The following is a 12,698-nucleotide window of genomic DNA, read 5'->3' as shown; positions in this document are numbered from 1 at the left end:
CCGAGGTGCCGTTCATCGTCGATGTCGACGATTCCATCGGCGAGAAGCGGCCGCGGCTGCGGCTGTCGATCGACCAGGACCGGCTGGAGTTTTTCGGCGTCGAACAGCGCGACGTCTACGACACCATCCAGACCCTGTTCGGCGGCGTATCGGTCGGCTATTCCCACCGCGGCGAAGACCGCAATCCGATCGAGATCTCGGTCAAATTGCCGAAGCGCGATCTGGCCTGGACCGAGGCACTGGCGTCGACGCCGGTGCCCGCCAACACGCTGCCCGGCAGCAAGACGGTCGTCGAGCTTGGCCAGGTCGTCAAGGCCACGGTCGAGGAGGGCTCGCCGGCCATCTTCCGGCGCGACGGCCGCTTCGCCGACATGGTGATGGCCGAACTCGCCGGCCGCTTCGAGGCGCCGCTCTACGGCATGCTCGAAGTGGCAAAGCGCGTCGACGCCCATGATTGGGGCGCGCTGCCGAAACCCGTCATCAGCCTGCACGGCCAGCCGGCCGATGAGTCGCATCCGACGCTATTGTGGGACGGCGAGTGGGAGATCACCTACGTGACCTTCCGCGACATGGGCGCGGCGTTCGGCGCGGCGATCCTCGGCATCTACGTGCTGGTCGTGGCTCAGTTCCGCAGTTTCAAGCTGCCTCTGGTGATCCTGACGCCGATCCCGCTGACGCTGATCGGAATCCTGATCGGCCACTGGCTGTTGGGCGCGCCGTTCACCGCGACCTCGATGATCGGCTTCATCGCACTCGCGGGCATCATTGTGCGCAATTCGATCCTCCTGGTCGACTTCATCCGTCACAGCGGCGGGCAGGGCAAGTCGCTGCGCGAGGTCGTGCTGGAAGCCGGCGCCGTCCGCTTCAAGCCGATCCTGCTCACCGCGCTCGCGGCCATGATCGGCGCAGCCACCATTCTGCTCGATCCGATCTTCCAGGGCCTTGCGATATCGCTGTTGTTTGGGCTGGCGTCCTCGACGCTGCTCACGGTTCTCGTCATTCCCGCGATCTACATTGCGCTGCGGCAGCCATCGCCGCCGGCAGCGTCAGGCAAGTAAGGAGCTTCAAATGGAAAAGAACTATTCCGAGATTACAAAACGCATTTCCGGCGATTTGCGAAAACTGCGCCAGGACATTCCCGACACCATGAAAGCCTTCTCCGCGCTGGCGCAGGCCGCGACGCGCGAGGGCGCGCTGGACAGGAAGACCAAGGAGCTGATCGCGCTCGCGATCGGGGTGGCCACCCGCTGCGACGGCTGCATCGGTTTCCACACCGAGGCCCTGGTCAAGCTCGGCGCCACGCGCCAGGAAGTGGAGGAAGTCCTCGGCATGGCCGTCTACATGGGCGGCGGTCCCTCGCTGATGTATGCGGCCGACGCGATATCCGCATTCGAGCAATTCGAGAAGGCGCTGACGGTTGCGGCCTGAGTTCGGAGCTAGATCGGCTCATAGTTCTGCGACGCGCAATGTCGTCGCGCTGGCGGTCCATGATGGTGCCGTCCATCCGCCCCACTTCGTCCCGCACCGCTCAATATCATGGGCCGCCGCCGTCCGTTCGGGAGCCCTTGGCCCATCAAAAAAATGCTGAAGTCCGGCCGGGGAGCCGGTCTACCGATGGCGCGCTGCCGAACCCTTGTTGCCATCATCCGGCTTCAGAGTAAGTTGGGGATGGAAGGGAGACGGCGGTCATGAAGGCCTACACGGTAGCGGCGGTAATATTGGCGTTGGTCGCAATGCCAGCGCACGCCCAGATGGGCGGCAAGGGGCGTCGCGGCGGCGACGACAAGCCGGCGGATCACAAGAAGCCGAATGTCGACGACGCTGCCTACAAAGCGGCGCTGGAAAGAATTCCCGATCCCAAGGAAAAATATGATCCCTGGGGTGTCGCGCGGCCGGCGGAGCCGGCGAAGAAGCCGAAATAGCGAGTTCCATCATCCGGGGCTTGAACCTCCGCCGCGGCGTGGCCGACCCATTGGCTAGCTGGATGGAGGTCTGCCATGTTTCGTCGTGCGCTTCACAAGACGCTGCTCGCGGCGGGAATTCTGTTGGTTTCGCACGCGGCATTTGCCGAAAACCGTGTCGCGCTGGTCATCGGCCAGTCGGCGTACCGCACGGTGACTCCGCTGCCCAATCCGGCCAATGACGCCAAAGCGATGTCGCAATTGCTCGCCGACGCCGGGTTCGACGTGACGAGCGCGGCTGATCTGTCGCAGAACGAGATGCGCCAAAAGGTCGGCGAGTTCGCGGCCAAGGTGGCGGCGAAGGGCCCCGACACCGTTGCGCTGGTGTTCTATGCGGGCCATGGGCTGCAGATCGACGGCGAGAATTTCCTCGTTCCCGTCGACGTCGACCCGAAGCGGGAAGCCGACATTCCGCTGCAGGCGGTACGGCTGAACGACGTCCTCAACACGCTGACATCGGTGCCGAGCAAGATGCGTATCCTGCTGCTCGATGCCTGCCGCAACAATCCGTTCCCCGACATCAACAAGACCGCCGGCCGCGGGCTCGCGATCGTCGATGCCAAGACCGGCGCCCCCGGCACCTTCATGTCGTTTTCGACGTCGCCCGGCGCGGAAGCCGAGGACGGCAGCGGCGCCGACAGCCCCTATACGACGGCGCTGCTGGCTGCCGCCAAGCAGCCCGGACTTTCGATCGAAGACACTTTCAAGCGTGTGCGGGTCTCGGTGAACAAGGCGACCGAGGGGCGGCAGACGCCCTGGGACTCCTCGTCGCTGACCGACAATTTTGCCTTCTTCGGTTCCGGCAATCCGGGAACGAAACAGCCCGTGACAAAACGCAGCGTCGAGGAATGGCGCCGCGATTTGCAGGGCAAGCCGGTCGAGATCGCCAACGAGCTGATCGTGGCCGACGGCACCGAGGAAGCCTATGAGGCGTTTGTCGGGCTGTTCGCACAGCCGCCGTTCGGCCCGCAGGCGCGCGAATGGCTCGATCGCCGTCGCCGGATGGTGGCGTGGAACAATGCGGTGATCGTCAACACCGCGGCGGCCTATCGTGCCTTTATTGCCCAATACCCCGACAGCGACCTCACCGTGACGGCGCGCAAGCTGGAAGAACGGCTGCGCAACCGTCCCAATTTCGCGGCCAGCCCGGCCGCAGTGGCCGGCGCTTCTGCGAATGGTGCTTCCGCCGGCGCACCGGCGGCCGCTACCAGCCTGCCGGCCAATGCCTCGCTGGCCGCCCCGACATGTCCCTGCGGCGGCGCGCCGTCTTTGCCGCTGAAGAAAGTCGACCTGCCGCCCAAGAAGCGCGGCGAGCCGGACACGCCGAAGCGCGCCAGCGCGCCGCCGCGGCGTCTGCGCGAGGTCGACGACGAGGATGTCGTGGTCGTTCGTCGTCCGCCGCCCCCGGTCTATTATGAGCCCGGCCCTGGACCGTCGATCGGCATCGGCATCGGCGGGTTTGGAGGAGGGGGGTTCGAACGCGGCGGCGTCGGCATGGGCCGGCAGAGGGGCGGATACTGAAGCTGGAGGACGGAAGGCGTCCTCGATCAGCCGACGATGTGGACGACGGCCGTCTTGACGCCAATGCGATCGCTTCTGTCCTTGCGCCGGTGCTGATCGTGGTCGCGTCATGACTGGCGGCGGCGAGCCAGGCGCCGAGTCGGCATGTCCGGGAATTCTTCGGGTAAAGCCGAAGGTTCTAATTTTACGGAACGTTCAGGTATTCCCTATACAAACCATTAACGAGCTTAGAACAGTGCTTCAGAACGCTCAGGATGAGCGATGCCTTATGCAGATCTATCAATCGTCGACGAAGTCGAAGCCGCAATAAAGATCGGCTCTGCGGAAAAGCGCCTGGAGACGGTCAAGCGCGTTACGGATCTTTTTCTGTTGTCCGCCGGTCGTCTCAATATCGAGCAGATCGAGCTTTTTGACGTAGTGCTCGATCGCCTCATAAAGACCATCGAGATTAGGGCGATCGCGGACGTCAGTGCCCGCATGGCGCTTGCCGAAATGAGCATTCAACTTGCTCCCGTTGCCCAGGCGCCGCCTGCCGTCATTCGCCGCCTGGCAAGGAACGATGAGATAACGATTGCGGGTCCCGTATTGGCGGAATCCGCGCGCCTGAGCGATCAGGACCTGGTCGAAATCGCGGAGACAAAGGGTGAGCCGCACCTGCTGGCCATTTCCGGCCGCTGGTGGTTGAAGGAGGTTGTCACCGACGCGCTGTTCACGCGCCGGTACCCGGGCGTCAGCCGCCGCATCATCAAGAATCCGGGTGCGCGCATCTCCGCGGCCGGCTTTGCAATTGCCATGGCGCAGGCCGAATCCGATCCTGAACTTGCCGTCGAAACCGGCATCCGGGTCGATCTGCCATCGGATCTGCGTCGCGAACTATTGAGCCATGCGACAGAGGCGGTTCGATCGCGGCTGTTGTCGCGCGCGCCACCCCATCTGTTCGAGGAAATTCGAGATGCGATTGCGGCGGTCTCGGCGGGTGTAAATCGCGAGATGGCCAAAGCCCGCGACTTTGCCTCGGCCAAGCGCCTGGTTGCGCTGTTGCGCAGCAAGGGCGAACTCAACGAAGCGGCTTTGTTCGGCTTCGCCAAACAGCGCAAATATGAAGAGACCGTGGCAGCCCTTGCCGAGTTGTCGCAATCGACCATCGAGGTCGTGCGCCCCCTGATGCAAAGCCTTCGCGACGACGGCGTCCTGGTTCCTTGCAAGGTAGCGGGACTAAGCTGGGAAACCGTCCATGCGGTCCTGGAAAGCCGCTTTGCGACGGGCACCATGGCGCCGCGTGAACTGGCGATTGCCAAAGAGCTGTTTGTCAAACTGAAGGCTGAGGACGCGAACCGCCTGCTCAGGTTTTGGCAGGTCAAATCCTTCGTGAATTGATCCGGCCTTTGCCGCGCATCGGCTGAAAGCCCGCTGTCTCGCCGGCTCTTTGTCTCGATCAACGGCCAAGTTCGAGGCGCGAACGGCCGCCGCCGGACGTCAGCCGCAGGTTAGCTAATCGAACGCGACGCCGATCTGCCGTTCGCTGCTCCAAACCGCGTGGCAGCGGCGCATGAAATGGTCGGCCTCGATCACCAGCGTAAAGGCCTGCGGCACGCCGACGGGATTGGCGATATCAATCCTCGCCCCGTGCTCGGAGAGGTTACGCACCGTGCAGTCAAGCCCGCCGCCGCCATTGAGGGCGAGCGTGCCGCGCTTGAGCACTCGATGTCTGGGGGCTGCCCTTTTCTCGTTCATCGTCCGCGGGTCCTAACGGCCTCGATCGTTCATGCTTCAAATTAACGCTGAGAAATTACGGGCAATTGAATCGAATATCCTCCGAATTTGGTTCCAGGTTAAGCTCTCGTTTACCATGCTGCCGCGCACCCGGGATCGCCTCCGGGGGAGGCTCGCGCGCGAAGACGCTATGGCAGCATCGCAAAGGCGCTCGAGACCATCGCCACCGGCTTGTTGTCGGTGGCGCTCGACAGCGTCACGCGGCCGAAGCTCATGGTGCGGCCGAGCCGCACCACCCGCGCATCCGCCAGCACGTCCGATTTCGTCACCGCGCGCATGAAATGCGTGGTCTGGTCGACCGTCGTCATCGGGCGGTAGCCGCGATTGGCGGCGAGAATGGCGATCACCATCGCGGTGTCCGCCAGCGCCATCAGCGCCTGGCCGCAGACGATGCCGCCGTGCCGGCACAGCCGTTCCGAAAACGCCATCCGCAGGATCGCGCCCGGCTGCCAGTCGGGGGCCGCCCCCACCGGCGGGGCGTATTCGAGGCCGCTGACCGACAGGCCGAGATCCTGCACCCACGGTGCGAATACGTCGCCAAGGACGCGCCGGGCTTCCTCGATATCAAAGTCCGCTGTTTGTTGTCCGGTTTGCATGAACGATGTTTCTCCCCGTTATTGGCGGCATTCTAGAGGGCATTTCGCGGAAGGGAACACTTGCCCGGCGGCTTGAAAATGCCCGGGTTGAAGTCGTATGATGCCTTTCATGGGGAATAGCTCGACCACGTTCAGGCGATTGGCCTTGATCCTAGGCGTCGTCGCCTTGGGTCTCGCCCTCAATGGCTGCACCAAATGCGGGCCGATCTGGGACGACTGGATGCAATCGCCGAAATCCTGCAAGTCGGACCATTTCTAGGCTCAAGCGGCGATGCGTGGCGTAGCCATTGGCGCGATGGTATATCACCGGCAGAATTCAGGGAGCATTCCATGAACGTTTTCCGCATGGCGGCCGTCTTCGCGTTGCTGACAGGGCCGGCCTACGCGCAGCAAATGCCCGATATCAATTTGATCCCGGAGCTGAAATCCATGACGCCGGAGGAAAAGGAACAGGAGGCCGAACGGCAGAAGGCCTATCGGGACTCGCTGAAGAAGATTCCGGATGCCAAGGCCTCGAATGATCCATGGGGCAATGTGCGCAGCGCGGAGACGCCCAAAACGTCGACAACCAAGACGCCGGCGAAGCCGAAGACCAAGACCGGCAGCACCCAAAGCACGGAGACCCGCTGATCGCCGGGAAAGCCGCTCTGCAGCCCCCCCGATCAGGCCAGCACGGCCGATTGATCCACCAGCGTTTCGTAGCACTCGCAGGACGACCGCATCAGCGCGGCCCGGTCCAGGATCTTGATCACGCCGCGCGAATACGAGATCGCGCCCGCGCTCTGCACCTTGGTTGCGACTTCGGTAACCGAAGTCCGTCGCACGCCCAGCATCTCCGCGAGAAATTCCTGCGTCAGGGGAACGGTGTCGCTCGCCGCCCGATCCGCGCATTGCAGCAGCCAGCGGCAGAAGCGCGCCTCGATCGAATGCAGCGCGTTGCAGGCGGCAGTGACGCGGGCTTGCGACAGCAGCACCTCGTTGTAGCGGATGGCGAGATTGCGCACGGGATCGCTGGTGGCGGCCACGGTTCGGAAATGGGTCGCCGCGATCTTACTGCAGGCCAACGGCATCTGCACCACGACGCGGACCAGCGACTTGTACAGGCCAAGCCCGGCCATCGCGCCGACCACGCCCTCGCGGCCGACGGTCGCGGTCTCGATCGCCTTGCCGTCGCGCAGCACGGCGAGCAGCGACAGCATGCCGGAATGCGGAAAGTAGATCTGGTCGACCTCCTCACCGGCCTCCAGCAACACCAACCCCTGTTGCAGGGGGAGTGTCGAAAGATGCGGCAGCAGGCGTTCGAAATCACCGCGAGGCAGGGAGGCGAGCAACTTGTTGTCCAAGGGGAGACCGGCGTTTGGAACGTTTACTGCCACTGCGATATCCCGCCCGATCGGTCGGGCCGATTTACCGCAGGGGATGGAGGTGGGCGCTTCCGAGAGGCGCACCGCGGAAAGCTTGCTTATAGGGACGACGCAGGTGTGTTGTCGGTCCGGTAGCCGTCATAGCGTCCATCCCCGGCCGGGCTCGGACCGCAATAATCTGGGGATGAAGCGCTCCCGTGGGCCAAAATCCCGTGTCGGAAATCGCACGCAGCGATGTCTATCCGATCGCGCTGAGCAATCGATTGCTCTTGTCGGCCCGCGGCGCGAGCGGGGTATCGCCAAGCAGCCGATCGAATTCCAGTTTCGATATCTCGTAGCACTCGCAGGCGCGCTGCCGCAGCGCCTCGGGCTCGAGGATGCTGACGTGACCGCGCCGGTAGCGGATCAGCCCCGCTTTTTGCAAACTCCCCATCACCTCGGTGACCGTCGTTCGCCGCACGCCGAGCATCATGCCGAGGAATTCCTGGGTGAGCAGGAAATCGTCCGACGGCATCCGGTCGCGCGTCATCAACAGCCAGCGGCAGCAGCGTTGCTCCACCCGGTGAAGATGCGCGCAAGCGGCCGATTGCGCGACCTGGTTGAAGAAGGCGTGGGCGTAGCGGAGCATGGTCAGGTTCAGCGTCAGGCTCCGGTCGAGTTCGCGGCGGAAAATGCCGGCGTCCATCTGCAGCCCCGTCCCCGGCACCTGGACGTAGACCGAGGAGGAGGGCGCCTCACGGTCGCCGAGACAAACCGGCAGGCCCACCAGTCCTTCGCTGCCGATCGTGCCGACCTCCGTGCTGGCGCCTTCGGCCGTGGTGATCACCAGCGACGCGACGCCGTCGATGGGGAAGTAGACATGCTCGATCGGGCGCGACGCCTCGTAGAGGCTCTTTTTGTATTCGAGAACGACCTTTGACAAATGTGGCCGCAGCCGCTCGTAGTCGTCATCCGACAACAGCGAGAGCAGCCGGTTGGTTCGTTGATCGCGGTGGGGCATGGCTGGTCGCTTTCCGCGGTTATTGGCTGCCTCGAAACGACAACGGGCCGTCAGCTGGCGTCATCGTCATCTCGGCCCGCCTGCGAAACCGGCGGGTCGTCATTTCCTCGGCAACGGCCCGTGCGGCGTATCCCTCGGCAAGTCTGAGAAGACTGTCGCGCAAGGCTGGATCCGTGGAATCGCGGGAGAGGCGGCGGCAACGCTCGGCTTGTTCGCGAAGATAGAAAGACGCTGCCATCGGACTCATTCGCAGCGAGGCGGAGGTCCGCCTCGGGGCTCTCGGTTGCCGGCACCCGAGGATCCTTGCCGGCTCCTCCGGACAGTATCCGTCTTGTGTCCGGCAAGCGACTCAATTCGGTAAAGCCCGGCCGGCGGGACTCGGATTGGTTCCGGCGCGCGCTATATTGAGGGGGTCGTTATGTGGACCGGGGTTGCGACATGGCCTTTCGCCCGCGGGATCTCGCAGACCGGATGTCAGGACGGCGAAAGCCGGACGACGGCTATCTGCGCGAGACGTTCACCTTGCCGCGCGACAAGGCGCGCACCAAGGCGCGCGATTTCCTCACCCGCTATCCCAAGGCCGCCTATATGAGCTCGGTGGAAAGCTGGCGCGAACTGCCTGATGGTGACATCGAATTCACCATGCGGCGGCTGCCGAGCGCGGACTGACGCCAGGGTATAGTTCGGGTGAGGAGTTCCTCTAAACCGCATAAAATTGCTTACATTTCCGTATCATGGCGAGGCGCGCGGGCACCGGATACCATGACTGCTGTCCCAAATGTTACGATTCGCCGGGAACCGACTTGGCACGCAGAGCGGTTCGAATTTGTGGCCGGCGTGTTTCGCTTGACGTCGATGAGGCGGCGCGCCAGCCCCGGGGACACGCGGGCTATTCTTCCTGCTGGCCGAGCAGTTTGCCGCTCAATCGATTGATGAAGTGAAGCCGGTTGCACGCCTGGCAGACTACGGTTTCGTAGGCTGAGGACGGATTGTCCGGCTCAGCCTCGTCCAGCCAATGCTGCACGTTCAGACCGGTTTGCGGACATTTGAAAATGACATGACCCATGAATAGGGAACTTATGACAGCTCCCGGGCCCTTCCGTCGTTGATCTCTGTCAATGTCCGGGGCAGCAAGATATGAAAGTCGGGTTCCCGCCCCATGGGCTATTCGAGCGATTCCGCGATGAGGCGGATGCGAAACAGCGGCCTTTTGGTGTCGTCGAGAAGCTCCATCTGCCATTCGGAGTTTTGCTGGAGCTTGCTGGAAGCGCTGCCGACGATATCGCCGCAAACGGAGGTCAGCTCTTTCCAGGCGGCAATGCGGTCGGCAAGTTCGGTGCCGTGATCGGACCCCCCGGAATAGGGGCCGTTCTGGATGCGAAAGAAATAGAACGGCATGACACAGCACCGATGCGTGTGGGCCGCTCCGGGCTGTTGAAAAACCCACGAGTTGCTGCGTGAGTGGATTCCCTGAGCCCGCGCGGATCAATTCCGGCATCTTACGGGCTTAAGTACGGTATCGACCACTCTCTTGGGCGGCTCCTGATCTTGGCCTCGGTTTGTCAGCGCTCACTCGCTCTCGGTAATCCGGATCAGACCATCGCCGGTGACGACGGGCCCTTTGGCGGTCACGACCACGTAGCCAAGGGAAATCAGCTTGGTCAGATGGGACGCCGGGATCGTGGGATTCGGCGAACTAACCGCGACCTCGATCAGCGAGGCGAACTCTTCTGGCGTCAAGAGCTTTGGCGCGTGGACGGTCATTGCTGAACTCTGGTTGCGTGTTCGGGCAGCCGGGGCCAGTAACATCGAAATGAAAGCGGCCGCAACGGGGCGGCCTCATGAAAGAGCCCCGAACCAACTAAAGTCCGGGGCTCGATGTCAACGTCGCAGCTTCCCCCGTGGGCAGTTCGGCAATGACAAATTATTCTAGGGCCGTCGGCAGAAACCGCCTTGCGTCAGATCAAAATGGCGTCAGATATCAGATCAAGACCACAAATTCAGCGATCAGCGAGCGACATAAGTAGGCAAAGGGCAAGACCAGCGTCTCCGCGACAAGTCGAATACGGAACTGCGGCGCGCTGGCGCTCTCGCGAAGTTCCATGCGCCATTCGGAGTTTGGCTTCAGATCCCGGCCGCCATCGCCGACGTGGTCACCCCAGACCATGGTCAGCTCTTGAATTCCGGCGTTGGCTGCGGTTCGACTTTCTTAAGTTCACGGTCGATGCGCAGCTGAACCCGGCGCGCGGCCAGGAGGTTGATCCTGGTTTCGGTCCTGCCGGTCTTGACCTGTTCGCCGATCTGAAACTGCCATCGCCAGATTCCCGGGGTTGCCGTAGGGGCAACCATGTATTCCACGCCTTTGTGCACCATGAGGACTTCTCCCGTCGCGACTCGAACCCGACCGATCCTAACCACTAACCGAAGTTGCACCTGTTCAATTGTGCTCGTCTTTGGAAAGTGGCCGATCATGGGGGCGGGCTTGCGTCGGGTACTTTCCGACGGCGCTATGCGGCATCCGCGGTTGGTGCGCAAGGACCAGCCTGCGATGGCCGATCCTGACGGTGCGCAGCGTGCCGTCTTTCATCGAGCGTGCGACTGCCGTCTCGCTCAGACCGGTCAGGTCGCAAAACTCCTCGATCAAATAGGTGACGCGGGTCAAAGGGATCTTGCGCTGTTCGCGAGGGCGGCGGGATTAGGAAGCATTGGGCTTCCCCGCCGAGCCGCCTCCCTGGCTGACCCGAGGGATGTCGTCCTTTGCCTCTTCGTCCGTCAGCAGCTGCTGAATCACCTTGCGCGTGGCGTCGTCTTTGGCTTCGACGAGCCGTCTCCTGTAGAGGGCCAGATTTTCGCGATGGATGAAGCTATCCATAGCGTCCTCCTTTCAAGGGCCGCCGATGTTTGCAAACCGGACACTACTCCTCGAAGGGAAGCCGCTCCACGGAAAAGAAATTCACCGCCGTCCAGGCGGTGCCAAGGCAGGACGCCAATATCGAGCGATAGGGAACTCCAAGAATGAAAGAGGCCGCCAATCGGGCGCCCTCTTGGAGGGGAGGTACGAAGCGCCTGGGAGTCCGGACCACCCGCCCGCAAAAACGGCATCCCAGCGTGGATGAGCTGCGATCGTTCGGCGTGTAGCTTGTCTAACCGAGTTGGCTGGAAGCGGCGTTAATTTGGCACAAGCGCTACGGCGGCCCGTTCCACTCGCCCGTCGGCGAGATGGCCGGGAGCTCAAACTCCTGGAATGCGACGACGACGACCGCCTCGCATTCCTCGCAAAGGAAAAATCCTGATTCGGTCTCGACCCTCGCGCGCGCGTTTTGGCAGGCGTCGCAGACCTTCCACCGCGTCCACATCGGCCAATTAGGCCATAAGCGCTCAAAACGGGCCAGTCCCAAAATCTAGGTATTTATACGGAGAACGTTTTAGGGGTGTGTTAACTTTTTACACAACCTGCAGAATGGAACCCGTTCGGCAAATTAGGAAAGCGCCAGCACGATTTAGGACGCAACTGGTCAAATACGGACAGCGGCTGCTATCCGAAAAGAACATATTGCGAACTTGGAACAAATAGGGTACATTGTTCCCGTCACCGCCGCCCGTTTGTCCCGCTAGCGAATCCCCGCCATAAGGAGCACGACCAATGTCTGCCACTGCCCTGCGTATCGTCGAAGGATCCTCCATGGACAAGACCAAGGCCCTGTCCGCCGCGCTTTCCCAGATCGAGCGCCAGTTCGGCAAGGGCTCGGTGATGAAGCTGGGCAAGAACGACCGCTCGATGGACATCGAGACCATTTCCTCGGGCTCGCTCGGGCTCGACATCGCGCTCGGCGTCGGCGGCCTGCCAAAGGGGCGCGTGGTCGAGATCTACGGGCCGGAATCCTCGGGCAAGACCACGCTGGCGCTGCACACCGTCGCCGAGGCCCAGAAGAAGGGCGGCATCTGCGCCTTCATCGACGCCGAACACGCGCTCGACCCGGTTTACGCCCGCAAGCTCGGCGTCAATATCGACGAACTCCTGATCTCGCAGCCCGACACCGGCGAGCAGGCGCTGGAAATCTGCGACACGCTGGTGCGCTCCGGCGCGGTCGATGTGCTGGTGATCGATTCGGTGGCGGCTCTGGTGCCGAAGGCCGAGCTCGAGGGCGAGATGGGCGACGCGCTGCCCGGCCTGCAGGCTCGCTTGATGAGCCAGGCGCTGCGCAAGCTCACCGCTTCGATCAACAAATCCAACACGATGGTGATCTTCATCAACCAGATCCGGATGAAGATCGGGGTGATGTACGGTTCGCCGGAAACCACCACCGGCGGCAACGCGCTGAAATTCTACGCCTCTGTCCGCCTCGACATCCGCCGCATCGGCGCGATCAAGGAGCGCGATGAAGTGGTCGGCAACCAGACCCGCGTCAAGGTGGTGAAGAACAAGCTGGCGCCGCCGTTCAAGCAGGTCGAATTCGACATCATGTATGGCGAGGGCGTCTCC

At 62.7% G+C, this 12,698-nt stretch carries 19 protein-coding genes; 8 read left to right on the top strand and 11 right to left on the bottom strand.

What is annotated here, in order from left to right; genetic code table 11:
• The 5 genes from QZ213_RS14760 to QZ213_RS14740 form a co-directional block, all read left to right on the top strand.
• Positions 1 to 1,058: efflux RND transporter permease subunit (locus tag QZ213_RS14760; RefSeq protein WP_291686819.1), on the top strand; the 1,058-nt coding region annotated here is incomplete at its 5' end.
• Between the two features lie 10 nt (positions 1,059 to 1,068).
• Positions 1,069 to 1,428, top strand: coding sequence for a carboxymuconolactone decarboxylase family protein (locus tag QZ213_RS14755; protein WP_291686818.1), 360 nt, complete (start codon positions 1,069 to 1,071; stop codon positions 1,426 to 1,428).
• A 260-nt stretch (positions 1,429 to 1,688) separates the two neighbouring features.
• Positions 1,689 to 1,922, top strand: a complete 234-nt coding sequence (locus tag QZ213_RS14750) for a hypothetical protein (protein ID WP_291686817.1) — start codon at positions 1,689 to 1,691, stop codon at positions 1,920 to 1,922.
• A 75-nt stretch (positions 1,923 to 1,997) separates the two neighbouring features.
• Positions 1,998 to 3,482, top strand: a complete 1,485-nt coding sequence (locus QZ213_RS14745) for a caspase family protein (RefSeq protein WP_291686816.1) — start codon at positions 1,998 to 2,000, stop codon at positions 3,480 to 3,482.
• 261 nt (positions 3,483 to 3,743) lie between these two features.
• Positions 3,744 to 4,859, top strand: a complete 1,116-nt coding sequence (locus QZ213_RS14740; RefSeq protein ID WP_291686815.1) for a DUF2336 domain-containing protein — start codon at positions 3,744 to 3,746, stop codon at positions 4,857 to 4,859.
• 114 nt (positions 4,860 to 4,973) lie between these two features.
• On the opposite strand, the gene QZ213_RS14735 is transcribed toward QZ213_RS14740, so the two are convergent.
• Together QZ213_RS14735 and QZ213_RS14730 are read right to left on the bottom strand one after the other, a co-directional pair.
• Positions 4,974 to 5,216 (bottom strand): PilZ domain-containing protein, encoded by a 243-nt coding sequence (locus QZ213_RS14735; protein ID WP_291686814.1) that lies wholly within the window; start codon positions 5,214 to 5,216, stop codon positions 4,974 to 4,976.
• 167 nt (positions 5,217 to 5,383) lie between these two features.
• The gene (locus QZ213_RS14730) at positions 5,384 to 5,851 is read right to left on the bottom strand and encodes a PaaI family thioesterase (protein WP_291686813.1); all 468 of its coding nucleotides are present in this window, start codon (positions 5,849 to 5,851) and stop codon (positions 5,384 to 5,386) included.
• Positions 5,852 to 6,181: 330 nt separating this feature from the next.
• Between QZ213_RS14730 and QZ213_RS14725 the strand changes: the two genes are divergently transcribed.
• The gene (locus QZ213_RS14725) at positions 6,182 to 6,481 is read left to right on the top strand and encodes a hypothetical protein (protein ID WP_291686820.1); all 300 of its coding nucleotides are present in this window, start codon (positions 6,182 to 6,184) and stop codon (positions 6,479 to 6,481) included.
• A gap of 32 nt (positions 6,482 to 6,513) precedes the next feature.
• Here the strand turns inward: QZ213_RS14725 and QZ213_RS14720 are convergent, their stop codons facing one another.
• Together QZ213_RS14720 and QZ213_RS14715 are read right to left on the bottom strand one after the other, a co-directional pair.
• Positions 6,514 to 7,194 (bottom strand): Crp/Fnr family transcriptional regulator, encoded by a 681-nt coding sequence (locus QZ213_RS14720; RefSeq protein WP_291686812.1) that lies wholly within the window; start codon positions 7,192 to 7,194, stop codon positions 6,514 to 6,516.
• Between the two features lie 259 nt (positions 7,195 to 7,453).
• Positions 7,454 to 8,215, bottom strand: a complete 762-nt coding sequence (locus QZ213_RS14715; protein ID WP_291686811.1) for a Crp/Fnr family transcriptional regulator — start codon at positions 8,213 to 8,215, stop codon at positions 7,454 to 7,456.
• Positions 8,216 to 8,653: 438 nt separating this feature from the next.
• Here QZ213_RS14715 and QZ213_RS14710 point away from each other — a divergent pair, with 438 nt between their 5' ends.
• Entirely contained in the window at positions 8,654 to 8,884 is a 231-nt protein-coding gene (locus QZ213_RS14710; RefSeq protein ID WP_291686810.1) for a hypothetical protein, read from the top strand.
• A gap of 220 nt (positions 8,885 to 9,104) precedes the next feature.
• Here the strand turns inward: QZ213_RS14710 and QZ213_RS14705 are convergent, their stop codons facing one another.
• The 7 genes from QZ213_RS14705 to QZ213_RS14675 all read right to left on the bottom strand — a co-directional run bounded on the left by QZ213_RS14705 (position 9,105) and on the right by QZ213_RS14675 (position 11,087).
• On the bottom strand, positions 9,105 to 9,281 hold the full coding sequence (locus QZ213_RS14705; RefSeq protein WP_291686809.1) for a hypothetical protein: 177 nt from the start codon (positions 9,279 to 9,281) through the stop codon (positions 9,105 to 9,107).
• A gap of 98 nt (positions 9,282 to 9,379) precedes the next feature.
• Positions 9,380 to 9,613, bottom strand: coding sequence for a hypothetical protein (locus QZ213_RS14700; protein WP_291686808.1), 234 nt, complete (start codon positions 9,611 to 9,613; stop codon positions 9,380 to 9,382).
• A 171-nt stretch (positions 9,614 to 9,784) separates the two neighbouring features.
• The gene (locus tag QZ213_RS14695) at positions 9,785 to 9,979 is read right to left on the bottom strand and encodes a hypothetical protein (protein ID WP_291686807.1); all 195 of its coding nucleotides are present in this window, start codon (positions 9,977 to 9,979) and stop codon (positions 9,785 to 9,787) included.
• Between the two features lie 217 nt (positions 9,980 to 10,196).
• Entirely contained in the window at positions 10,197 to 10,382 is a 186-nt protein-coding gene (locus tag QZ213_RS14690; RefSeq protein WP_291686806.1) for a hypothetical protein, read from the bottom strand.
• Positions 10,383 to 10,384: 2 nt separating this feature from the next.
• Positions 10,385 to 10,588: a hypothetical protein gene (locus QZ213_RS14685; RefSeq protein WP_291686805.1), complete on the bottom strand. Its 204-nt coding sequence runs from the start codon at positions 10,586 to 10,588 to the stop codon at positions 10,385 to 10,387.
• Between the two features lie 64 nt (positions 10,589 to 10,652).
• The gene (locus QZ213_RS14680; RefSeq protein ID WP_291686804.1) at positions 10,653 to 10,877 is read right to left on the bottom strand and encodes a hypothetical protein; all 225 of its coding nucleotides are present in this window, start codon (positions 10,875 to 10,877) and stop codon (positions 10,653 to 10,655) included.
• Between the two features lie 33 nt (positions 10,878 to 10,910).
• Positions 10,911 to 11,087, bottom strand: coding sequence for a hypothetical protein (locus tag QZ213_RS14675; RefSeq protein WP_291686803.1), 177 nt, complete (start codon positions 11,085 to 11,087; stop codon positions 10,911 to 10,913).
• A 771-nt stretch (positions 11,088 to 11,858) separates the two neighbouring features.
• On the opposite strand from QZ213_RS14675, the gene recA reads away from it, so the two are divergent.
• Positions 11,859 to 12,698, top strand: an 840-nt coding sequence (recA, locus tag QZ213_RS14670) for a recombinase RecA (RefSeq protein WP_291686802.1), incomplete at its 3' end; no start/stop codon positions are given.

The organism is Bradyrhizobium sp. (assembly GCF_017881085.1).
GTDB lineage: Bacteria > Pseudomonadota > Alphaproteobacteria > Rhizobiales > Xanthobacteraceae > Bradyrhizobium.
The sequence above is the reverse complement of the archived record's forward strand: the minus strand, read 5'-3'. Positions and strand labels throughout refer to the sequence as shown.

What these genes read in the sequence shown, in the direction of transcription:
- QZ213_RS14755 (WP_291686818.1), top strand. Translation starts at nt 1,069, where the DNA reads ATGGAAAAGAACTATTCCGAGATTACAAAACGCATTTCCGGCGATTTG.
- QZ213_RS14750 (WP_291686817.1), top strand. Translation starts at nt 1,689, where the DNA reads ATGAAGGCCTACACGGTAGCGGCGGTAATATTGGCGTTGGTCGCAATG.
- QZ213_RS14745 (WP_291686816.1), top strand. Translation starts at nt 1,998, where the DNA reads ATGTTTCGTCGTGCGCTTCACAAGACGCTGCTCGCGGCGGGAATTCTG.
- QZ213_RS14740 (WP_291686815.1), top strand. Translation starts at nt 3,744, where the DNA reads ATGCCTTATGCAGATCTATCAATCGTCGACGAAGTCGAAGCCGCAATA.
- QZ213_RS14735 (WP_291686814.1), bottom strand. Translation starts at nt 5,216, where the DNA reads ATGAACGAGAAAAGGGCAGCCCCCAGACATCGAGTGCTCAAGCGCGGC.
- QZ213_RS14730 (WP_291686813.1), bottom strand. Translation starts at nt 5,851, where the DNA reads ATGCAAACCGGACAACAAACAGCGGACTTTGATATCGAGGAAGCCCGG.
- QZ213_RS14725 (WP_291686820.1), top strand. Translation starts at nt 6,182, where the DNA reads ATGAACGTTTTCCGCATGGCGGCCGTCTTCGCGTTGCTGACAGGGCCG.
- QZ213_RS14715 (WP_291686811.1), bottom strand. Translation starts at nt 8,215, where the DNA reads ATGCCCCACCGCGATCAACGAACCAACCGGCTGCTCTCGCTGTTGTCG.
- QZ213_RS14710 (WP_291686810.1), top strand. Translation starts at nt 8,654, where the DNA reads ATGGCCTTTCGCCCGCGGGATCTCGCAGACCGGATGTCAGGACGGCGA.
- QZ213_RS14705 (WP_291686809.1), bottom strand. Translation starts at nt 9,281, where the DNA reads ATGGGTCATGTCATTTTCAAATGTCCGCAAACCGGTCTGAACGTGCAG.
- QZ213_RS14700 (WP_291686808.1), bottom strand. Translation starts at nt 9,613, where the DNA reads ATGCCGTTCTATTTCTTTCGCATCCAGAACGGCCCCTATTCCGGGGGG.
- QZ213_RS14695 (WP_291686807.1), bottom strand. Translation starts at nt 9,979, where the DNA reads ATGACCGTCCACGCGCCAAAGCTCTTGACGCCAGAAGAGTTCGCCTCG.
- QZ213_RS14690 (WP_291686806.1), bottom strand. Translation starts at nt 10,382, where the DNA reads ATGGTCTGGGGTGACCACGTCGGCGATGGCGGCCGGGATCTGAAGCCA.
- QZ213_RS14685 (WP_291686805.1), bottom strand. Translation starts at nt 10,588, where the DNA reads ATGGTGCACAAAGGCGTGGAATACATGGTTGCCCCTACGGCAACCCCG.
- QZ213_RS14675 (WP_291686803.1), bottom strand. Translation starts at nt 11,087, where the DNA reads ATGGATAGCTTCATCCATCGCGAAAATCTGGCCCTCTACAGGAGACGG.